The 436-nt window shown below is 51.1% G+C and carries 1 protein-coding gene; it reads right to left on the reverse strand.

The features are described from left to right. Positions 1-436, reverse strand: a 436-nt coding sequence (locus IQ282_RS00185) for a DUF7507 domain-containing protein (protein WP_194849931.1), incomplete at both ends; no start/stop codon positions are given.

Below are 436 nucleotides of genomic sequence, written 5' to 3' on the forward strand. Positions count from 1 at the left end.
CAAACCCATCTCCGTTCTCATCGTTGAAGACAGACTCCTTCAATAAGGAGATATCACTATCGTCAGGAAGCGTCGTATCGGTCGGATCATCTGGGTCGCCATCACCATCCGGATCTTCATCTGCAGGGTTGTTTGGATCATCAGAGGTATCCGTTACATCCTCACCATCTGGGGAACTTCCCGTAGCCAACGCTTGGTTCCTTACCGTCCCCGCATCTATGTCAGACTGCTGGATCGTGTAGGTTCCCGTAAACGTAGTACTGTCTACTCCACTTGGACCTGGGGGAAGTGTGGCGATTGGACCACCTACTAAACTACCGTTCGGTGCTACCAACAATGGGTCACTAATCGTTATGTTGCCCAACGTAGTGGCTCCCGTATTGGTCACCGTAAAACTGTAACTGATCGTCTCACCCAACTGGGCAAACCCATCTCC

The organism is Nonlabens antarcticus (assembly GCF_015356755.1).
In the GTDB taxonomy this organism is placed as follows: Bacteria; Bacteroidota; Bacteroidia; order Flavobacteriales; family Flavobacteriaceae; genus Nonlabens; species Nonlabens antarcticus.